This is a genomic window from Pseudomonas sp. SED1, from assembly GCF_034044025.1.
GTDB lineage: Bacteria > Pseudomonadota > Gammaproteobacteria > Pseudomonadales > Pseudomonadaceae > Aquipseudomonas.
The window spans coordinates 104,438-112,078 of sequence record NZ_JAXCIS010000015.1 but is presented as its reverse complement, the minus strand read 5'-3'; the positions used below and the strand labels follow the sequence as shown (position 1 = coordinate 112,078).

At 61.3% G+C, this 7,641-nt stretch carries 5 protein-coding genes; 1 reads left to right on the top strand and 4 read right to left on the bottom strand.

The window, feature by feature from the left end; translation table 11 throughout:
* Positions 1-28 precede the first annotated feature (28 nt).
* Positions 29-1,651: an MFS transporter gene (locus SNL23_RS02320; protein ID WP_318301502.1), complete on the bottom strand. Its 1,623-nt coding sequence runs from the start codon at positions 1,649-1,651 to the stop codon at positions 29-31.
* A 191-nt stretch (positions 1,652-1,842) separates the two neighbouring features.
* Positions 1,843-3,486 carry a GMC family oxidoreductase gene (locus tag SNL23_RS02315; protein WP_076016893.1) on the bottom strand — a complete coding sequence of 548 codons (1,644 nt, stop codon included), beginning with the start codon at positions 3,484-3,486 and terminating at the stop codon, positions 1,843-1,845.
* Positions 3,487-3,616: 130 nt separating this feature from the next.
* Here SNL23_RS02315 and SNL23_RS02310 point away from each other — a divergent pair, with 130 nt between their 5' ends.
* Positions 3,617-4,555, top strand: a complete 939-nt coding sequence (locus tag SNL23_RS02310; protein ID WP_318301501.1) for a LysR family transcriptional regulator — start codon at positions 3,617-3,619, stop codon at positions 4,553-4,555.
* Here SNL23_RS02310 and SNL23_RS02305 read toward each other — a convergent pair.
* Both SNL23_RS02305 and SNL23_RS02300 read right to left on the bottom strand, forming a co-directional pair.
* Entirely contained in the window at positions 4,503-6,362 is a 1,860-nt protein-coding gene (locus tag SNL23_RS02305) for a DUF3857 domain-containing transglutaminase family protein (RefSeq protein WP_318301500.1), read from the bottom strand. The genes SNL23_RS02310 and SNL23_RS02305 overlap by 53 nt on opposite strands.
* A 150-nt stretch (positions 6,363-6,512) precedes the next feature.
* The gene (locus tag SNL23_RS02300) at positions 6,513-7,610 is read right to left on the bottom strand and encodes a DNA alkylation repair protein (RefSeq protein WP_318301499.1); all 1,098 of its coding nucleotides are present in this window, start codon (positions 7,608-7,610) and stop codon (positions 6,513-6,515) included.
* Between the last annotated feature and the right edge of the window lie 31 nt (positions 7,611-7,641).

Genomic DNA, 7,641 nt, shown 5'->3' with positions numbered 1-7,641 from the left:
GAATATCCAGTGTCAGCCGGATCGACGTTTAGTTATTGTCGATATCCACGTTCTTGGTCTCTTTCAGGCAAATCAGCCCGACGATCAAGCTCACCCCGGTAATCACCACCGGGTACCACAGGCCGTAGAAGATATCGCCGGTGTACACCACCAGCGCAAACGACACCGTCGGCAGGAACCCGCCAAACCAGCCGTTACCAATGTGGTAAGGCAGCGACAACGAGGTGTAGCGGATACGCGTCGGGAACAGCTCCACCATCAGCGCCGCCAGCGGGCCGTAGCACATGGCGGCGATCAGGATCAGTGCCACGATCAGCACCACCACCATGGTTTTGTTGACCTGCGCCACGTCAGCCGACTGCGGATAACCCGCCAGCGTCACCGCGCCTTTCAGGGCAGCCTCGTCGTAACCATCGATACGCACATCACCCACGCTCACCTGCACCGCACTGCCGGCCGGAGCGGCCGCGCTTTCGTACGGCAGGCCCTGTTTCACCAGGAAGGTCTTGACCTTGTCGCACGGGCTGTCAAAACGCGCCTTGCCTACTGGGTCGAACTGGAAGGTGCAGGTGGCTGGATCCGCCAACACCGTGATCGGAGACTGGCGGCTCGCGTGGTCCATCGCCGGGTTGGTGTAGTAGGCCAGGCCCTTGAAGATCGGGAAGTACAATGCGGTGGCCAGCAGCAGGCCGACCATCAACACCGGCTTGCGCCCCAGCTTGTCCGAGAGCCAGCCGAAGAAGATGAAGAACGGCGCGCCAATCACCACGCTGATGATCAGCAGCATGTTGGCCAGTGCGGGGTCCATCTTCAAAAATTGCGTGAGGAAGAACAGCACATAAAACTGCGCGGCATAGAACGTCACCGCTTGCCCGGCGTTGATGCTGAACAGCGCAATCAGCACGATCTTGAGGTTTTCCCATTTGCCGAACGACTCGCGGATCGGCGCCTTGCTGGCCTTGCCTTCCTCTTTCATTTTCAGGAACGCCGGCGACTCGTGCAGGCTCAAGCGGATCCAGGTGGAGATGCCCAGCAGCACGATCGACAGCAGGAACGGCAGGCGCCAGCCCCACACTTCGAATTGGTCACCGGTGAAGTAACGGCACGCCAGTACCACCAGTAGCGACAGCAACAGGCCGAGGGTCGCGGTGGATTGAATCCAGCTGGTGTGGAAGCCGCGTTTGCCCGCCGGGGCATGCTCGGCCACATAAGTGGCTGCGCCGCCGTACTCGCCGCCCAGCGCCAGGCCCTGGAGCATGCGCAGCGCTACGAGGATGATCGGTGCAGCGATGCCGATGCTTGAATAGGTCGGCAGCAAGCCCACGCAGAAAGTCGCCAGGCCCATCAGGATGATGGTGGCGAGGAAGGTGTACTTGCGGCCGATCATGTCCCCCAGCCGACCGAACACCAGCGCGCCGAACGGGCGCACCACAAAGCCGGCCGCGAAGGCCATCAGGGCGAAGATAAACGCCGTGGTGTCGTTGACCCCGGCAAAGAACTGCTTGCTGATCACCGCCGCGAGGGCGCCGTAGAGGAAAAAGTCATACCACTCGAACACCGTCCCGAGGGAGGAGGCGAAGATGACTTTCTGCGTGTCGTTGCTCGAGCGTGCGCCGAGCGCCGGGTCCAGGGGTTGAGCGTGTTCTGACATTGGGTAGCCCTCACAGTGATTATTTATTGTTGTTCCACTGTCGGCGCCAGCTTCAGCGCCGCTATTCCACTGTAGGAGCGAGCTTGCTCGCGAAGAATGCAAAGACACTGCGTTAATCCGGAATGCACGCGTTATCGTTGACGTTTTTCGCGAGCAAGCTCGCTCCTACAGGTCTAGCCGGTAAGGTAAGTTCAAGCCGGTAAGGTCAGTTCTTTCTCCGGTGCGAGGCTCCTTGTGTTCGGCGAAAGGATAAGCTGCGCGGCTTTTTCCGCGATCATCAGCGTGGGTGAGCAGGTGTTGCCGGAAGTAATACGTGGCATGACTGACGCGTCGGCGATGCGCAGGCCGGGAACACCGTGCACCCGCAGTTGCGCGTCGACCACCGCCTCCTTGTCGCTGCCCATGCGGCAGGTGCCCACTGGATGGAAAATCGTGGTGCCGATGCGGGCGGCGGCTTCCTGCAGTTGTTCGTCGGTTTGCAGTTCTTCGCCGGGCAGGTATTCCACCGGGTTGAATTGCTTCAGGGCCGGCGCCGAAACGATGCGTCGGGTCAGGCGAATGGCGTCGGCGGCCACCCGCAGGTCTTCCGGATGGCTGAGGTAGTTGGGGCGGATCAACGGCGCGTCTGCCGGGTTGGCCGAGCGAATGTCGATGCGGCCACGGCTTTGCGGGCGCAGGTCACACACCGAGGCGGTAAAGGCCGCAAAGGCGTGCAGCGGTTCGCCGAAGCGCTCCAGGGACAGCGGTTGCACGTGGTATTCGAGGTTGGCCGACGTCTGTTCCGGCCCGGAGCGGGCGAACGCGCCCAACTGGCTGGGGGCCATGGACAGCGGGCCGCTGCGGTCGTACAGATAGCGCAGGCCCATGCCCATCTTGCCCAACACGGTACCGGCGATCTGGTTCAGGGTGCGGGCGTTTTCCAGCTTGTAGATCAGGCGCAGTTGCAAGTGATCCTGCAGGTTGCCACCGACGCCGGGCAACTCGTGCAGCACCTCGATGCCCAAGGGCTTGAGCACGCTGGAAGGGCCAATGCCGGAGCGTTGCAGAATGCCGGGCGAACCCACCGAACCGGCGCACAGGATGATTTCCTTGCGCGCCCGCCATGTGACGGCCTGGCCTTGCTGGCGAGCAACCACTGAGGTGGCGCGCCCGTTCTCCAGCAGCACGCGGTCGACTTCAACCTCCGTCATCACCGTCAGGTTGGGCCGCTGGCGGATCGGTTTGAGAAACGCCTTGGCCGCATTCCAGCGCACCCCGGATTTCTGATTGACCTGGAAGTAGCCACAGCCTTCGTTGTCGCCCTGGTTGAAGTCGCTGATGCTCTCGATTCCACTCTGCTGTGCCGCATCGCGAAACGCATCGAGGATCGGCCAGTGCAGGCGCTGTTGTTCAACCCGCCACTCCCCGCCATCACTGTGGAATTCCGAGGCGCCGGCAAAATGGTTTTCGCTTTGCTTGAACAGTGGCAGCACATCTTTCCAGGCCCAGCCGGGATTGTCCTCGGCCCAGCCGTCGTAATCCCGGGCCTGGCCGCGCATGTAGATCATGCCGTTGATCGACGAACAACCGCCGAGCACCTTGCCTCGTGGATAGCTCAGCGCACGGCCTTGCAGGCCTTCCTGGGCTTCGGTCTTGAAGCACCAGTCGGTGCGTGGGTTGCCGATGCAGAACAGGTAGCCGACGGGAATATGGATCCAGGGATAGTTATCGCGACCGCCGGCTTCAAGCAGCAACACGCGGTGGGCAGGGTTGGCAGACAGTCGATTGGCCAGCAGGCAGCCTGCGGGGCCGGCGCCTACCACCACGTAATCGTATTCAGCAGCTGCAGAATGCATCTGTGACCTCGCTTGTTTTTCTTATTGGCTCCATCCTAGTTGTTAGTTTTCGTCTTAAAAATGTTAGTTTTTACCCAGCTGCTGTGCGTTTTTAGACAGCGATGCTTTTGAGGTGGAGAGCGGAGGCGGCATGTTCGACTGGAATGATCTGCGGTTCTTTCTTGAGTTACAGCGTAGCGGACGCCTGCTCACGGCGGCGCAACGTTTGAAAACCACCCACGCCACCGTGGCCCGGCACATTGAGGCCATCGAGAAAAGCCTCGGCACCGCGCTGTTCGTGCAGCACGCACAGGGATACGAGCTCACGCCTTCCGGCGAAGCCCTGCTCAAACACGCCGAAGCCATGGAAAACGTGGCACTGCTGGCCGAAGAAGAACTGACCCATTCCGCCGCGCCCCTGGGCAAGATCCGCCTCGGTGTTGCCGAGGGTTTGGGCGTGATGTTCCTCGCCAGCCGCATGGGCGGCCTGTTCGAACGCTACCCGGGCCTGGAAGTGGAACTGCTGGCGGTGCCGCGCTTCGTCAGCATCCTCAACCGCGAAGCGGAAATCAGCATCCACCTGGAACGCCCCAGCGTCGACCAACTGGTGACCCGCAAACTCACCGACTACCGCCTGGCCCTCTACGCCAGCCGCAGCTACCTGGACCGTACGCCACCGATTGAAAAGCGCGAGGATTTGGCCGTCCATGCCTGGATCGATTACGTCGACGACTTGCTGTTCAGCCAGGAATTGAAATTCCTCAGCAGCTTCTGCCGCAACCCCAAAGTGGTGTTCCACAGCACCAGCGTGATCGCCCAGCACCAGGCCGCGCGCTCGGGGTTGGGGATTGCCGTGTTGCCGTGCTTCATGGCAGCAAGCGACCCGGATCTGGTGCCGCTGCTGCCGGGGGAGAGCATCCAGCGCAGCTACTGGATCAGCTCCCGGCGCGAGTTGCACAAGTCGGTAAGGTTGCGAGTGTTGTGGGATTACTTGGTGGAACTGTGCGCGCGGGAGCAAGGGGTTTTGTTGGGGGAGGTTAAAGCTTCACCACCTGATGCACCTGCTCACCACAGGCCCGGATTTCATTGATCATCTTTTCAAACGGCGCGCTGACAATTTCATCGTGAGTCAGCCAGCGTATCTTCTGCACCAAGAGGTAGTGATAACGCCATTCACCCTTGACGCGTTCACCCGTCAGGTCCAGGTCGTACCATGGCGAGTGCACCTGGCAGGCCTTGATGTCCTTGTCGATCTGCCCACCCGACAGCGCGATGGTGTAATCCAGCGTCTCGGGGTTGCCTACATACAAGTCGGCCAGTTGCCCGTTGCGGCGATAGTTGAGCAGCCCGTCCCATTTCTCCTGCAGCAAGGCATCGTTGTAGATGTGGTCATTGCCTAAGGGCTCCAGGGGCCGCATGTCCGTCAGGGTGGCGCTTACCTTATAGCTGGCCGGGATCAAAAACGCCGTGGCGGGGCGGTTGACCTGGCAGTCGGTGATCTGTTTGCCGAAGTTGTCGCAGATGTTCTGGTCGCTGGCGGTGGCGCCTTGCTGGCGGTCGGCGAGGCTCAGTTGCATCAGCGGCATACCGCGAAAATCAACGGTGGCCGAGACGCGGGCGGTGCCTTGGGCATCGAAGCGTTCCTGCTTGTCGAGGATCAATGTGGTGGCGGCAGGTTGCAGCGGGATGTGTTCTTCACGTACCTGGCCCTCGGCGTTGGTCACCAGCACCCAGCGGTCCTGGATGTCGGGCAGGGTCTGGCCTGGGGCGAAGACCGGGTTGGTCGGGTCCAGCCACCACACCTGGCCATCGACTTCGGCGCGGACAATGGCATGGTTCGGTGCGCCGGTGCCGGGAATCAGCAGCGGGTTGACCACGTCGCCGCGGCTGACCCAGGCGGGTTCGGCCTTGATCCCGCTGGCCTTGAGCATGGCCGCCAGCAGCGTCGAAAGGTCTTTGCAGTCGCCGTAGCCGTGCTGTTCGATCTCGGCCAGGCTGAAGGGTACATAGCCGCGATCCGAGGCGCGCCAGTCGCCCAGGTAACGGTAGTGGTCGTTGATGTGCTGCATCAGGCCGGCCACTTGTTGCGCCGGCGGCAGGCCGCGAACGGCGGCCACGGCGGCGGCGCCCTGGGGCGGCAGTTTGGCGCTGAGTATCTGGTTGTAGCGTTCGGCGAAGTTGCCGAAGTACTGCTGGCGATCCAGCGAGCTGCCGACTTCGATGCGCGGGGCGTGGCGAATGTAGGCGTTGGCGGATTCGTTGATGTAGCTGAGGTAGGTCGGAGCCTTTTGCACCACGTCCAGGGTCTTGCGATTGGCCGATGGGGTAATGCTGAAACCCTCCAACAGTTCGCTGCGCCACTCGATGGGCCGCTCGGCGGTGAAGCGTGCCTTGAAGTGGTCGCGCCGTGCAGCGCTGGGGCCGAACTGCAGGGCGTAGTAGAACTCGGTCATCAGCGGTTTGGCGGGATAGTGTTCGCGCACCGTATAGTGAATTTGCGTGCCGACCCGCAGGTTGGGGAATGCCAGGGAGGTCTGTTTTTCTCGGGAGAATCCCTGGTCAGGATTGGGCGCGGTGCGGGTGTCGATTTGTGCCTGATCCAGGGGCAACGGTTTGCCACCGGGTTGGGTGGACTCGGCCTTGACCAGTTCAAAGCCGTCCTCTTCCTGATAGCTGAAGTCGATCCGCGAGAGCATTTCCCGGCCGTTCGACTTGAGGATGGTGTAGTGGTAGCGCGTGGTGCAGTCGACGCTGGCGTCGCGGTTGAAGTGGCAATGCAGTTCGGTGTCGCTGGCCAGCGGGGCTTCGGCCATCGGTTGCAGGGCGGCAAACGCGCTGTGGCTGGCAAGCCCCCAGCTGATGCAGATCAGGGGACGGTAAAACGAAAAACGGTGCATGGGCGCCTCAGGTGGAACATTGACACAAGTACCCTGGGGGTACCGAGAAGGCGCCGGATGATAATGGATCTCAACACGAATGCCTAGCATTGTCGGACAATTATTTTCGCTGAAAGGCCCGAGATAGAGCCTTCGTTAATGTTTTAAGGATTATTTTGCGAGCTCAAACTCGACACTTCCCAGCCGTTCGCCGTTCACCAGCACGTGCACCGCGTGCTTGCCGGAATAGTGTTTGCGTGTGGTCAATTCACGAATATGTTGGCCACGGCTGATGGCGTGATGTTCCCCGGCGCCCAGGGTAAACGCCTTGAGCTTGAACACCTTGGACGCGCTGTGACCGGCGCTTTTCACATAGTCGATGGCGTAGTCCACCACCAGCTTTTGCGAGGTGTCGGCGATGGATTCCAGGCTGAAGGACAGGTTGATCCGGTCCCCCAGGTTAATCACCGCCGGTTCGACTTTCAGCTGATGGTGCTTCACCTCGGCCTTGGCCCCTGCACCCATGATCGTCAGCGCCCGGGTGTTGCCTTGCTTGATCAAACTGCGCAAGGCGTGGCGGGCGATCCAGGCGGTGTGGGGATTGTCCAGGGACCAGCCTTCGATCAAGGTCAGTACCCAGTCGGGATGGTCCTTGGTGATGTCGTTGAGGTGGTTGGCCACCGACTTGCGCACGTAGAGGCTGCTGTCGGCCTTGAGGTTGTCGAGGATCGAGGCGCACAGGTCTGGGTTGGCCTGCACCTCGGCCAAGCGAAACGACCATGGCAGCCGAGGCCGTGAACCTTCACTGGCGAGGCGTCGCACGTGTTCGTTGTCATCCAGCGACCACTGTTGCATCACCGCCAGGGTGCGCTTGAAATCCTTCAGCAGGAAATACCGCACAGCAAACTCGGCAGAGCCGAAGGTGGTGAAGTACTTGAGCGCCGCCATGGAACGCTTGAAATCATCGCCGCCGTAGCTGGCGACGTAGTGGGGCAGGGACAGGCTGACAAAGGCGCTGTTCAGGCGGGGTGCCAGGGCATACAGCAACTTCAGCGTTTGGGGGTAATCCAGCGGGAGCACGGCGTGCAGGCTTTCGCTGACCCGCGCCATGCGCTGCATCACTGACAGGTCTGCCAACCCGGCCTTGGCGTGTTTGAGAAAGCCCTTGGCGTCGAACGCCGGGTACACCGCGGTCATTTCGGTGGCGATGTGTTGCAGGCGTTCGGCGTTGAAGATTTCCTTCAGGGCCGGGGCGCTTTGGTCGGTCATGGGCAAGTCCGCGGGTAGCCAGAGATGCCCA